The sequence below is a fragment of the Caulobacter sp. D5 genome (genome assembly GCF_003185805.1).
Classification (GTDB): domain Bacteria; phylum Pseudomonadota; class Alphaproteobacteria; order Caulobacterales; family Caulobacteraceae; genus Caulobacter.
Genome location: NZ_QHJY01000587.1, coordinates 1 through 1255, shown reverse-complemented (window position 1 = coordinate 1255; position 1255 = coordinate 1). Strand labels below are relative to the sequence as shown.

The 1255-nt window shown below is 64.9% G+C and carries 1 protein-coding gene; it reads left to right on the top strand.

The features are described from left to right. Positions 1 to 1255 (top strand): HAMP domain-containing protein (locus DMC18_RS25535; protein ID WP_158285996.1); only part of this gene is annotated, 1255 nt, incomplete at both ends.

Genomic DNA, 1255 nt, shown 5'->3' with positions numbered 1-1255 from the left:
GACCGACAACGTCAACCTGATGGCCGCCAACCTCACCGGCCAGGTCCGCAACATCGCCGAGGTCACCACCGCCGTCGCCAACGGCGACCTGTCGCGCAAGATCACCGTCGACGTGAAGGGCGAGGTCCTGGAGCTGAAGAACACCATCAACACCATGGTGGACCAGCTGAACGCCTTCGCTTCGGAAGTCACCCGCGTGGCCCGCGAGGTCGGCACCGAGGGCAAGCTGGGCGGCCAGGCCCAGGTCGAGGGGGTCGGCGGCACTTGGAAGGAGCTGACCGACAACGTCAACCTGATGGCCGGCAACCTGACCGGCCAGGTCCGCAACATCGCCGACGTGACCACCGCCGTGGCCAACGGAGACCTCTCCAAGAAGATCACCGTCGACGTGAAGGGCGAGATCCTGGAGCTGAAGTCGACCATCAACGTCATGGTCGATCAGTTGAACGCCTTCGCCTCGGAAGTGACCCGCGTGGCCCGCGAAGTGGGTACGGAAGGCAAGCTGGGTGGGCAGGCCAACGTCACCGGTGTCGGCGGCACCTGGAAGGAGCTGACCGACAACGTCAACCTGATGGCCGGCAACCTGACCGGCCAGGTCCGCAACATCGCCGACGTGACCACCGCCGTGGCCAATGGCGACCTCTCCAAGAAGATCACCGTCGACGTGAAGGGCGAGATCCTTGAGCTGAAGAACACCATCAACGTCATGGTGGACCAGCTGAACGGCTTCGCCTCGGAAGTGACCCGCGTGGCCCGCGAGGTCGGCACCGAGGGCAAGCTCGGCGGTCAGGCCCAGGTCAAGGGCGTGGCCGGCACCTGGAAGGAGCTGACCGACAACGTCAACCTGATGGCCGGCAACCTCACCGGCCAGGTCCGCAACATCGCCGAGGTCACCACCGCCGTGGCCATGGGCGACCTCTCCAAGAAGATCACCGTCGACGTGCGCGGCGAAATCCTGGAGTTGAAGAACACCATCAACGTCATGGTCGATCAGCTGAACTCGTTCAGCTCGGAAGTGACCCGCGTGGCCCGCGAGGTCGGCACGGAAGGCAAGCTCGGCGGCCAGGCCCAGGTGAAGGGCGTCGCCGGCACCTGGAAGGACCTGACCGACAACGTCAACTTCATGGCCGCCAACCTCACCGGCCAGGTCCGCAACATCGCCGACGTGACCACCGCCGTCGCCAAGGGCGACCTGTCCAAGAAGATCACCGTCGACGTGCGCGGCGAGATCCTGGAGCTGAAATCGACCATCAAC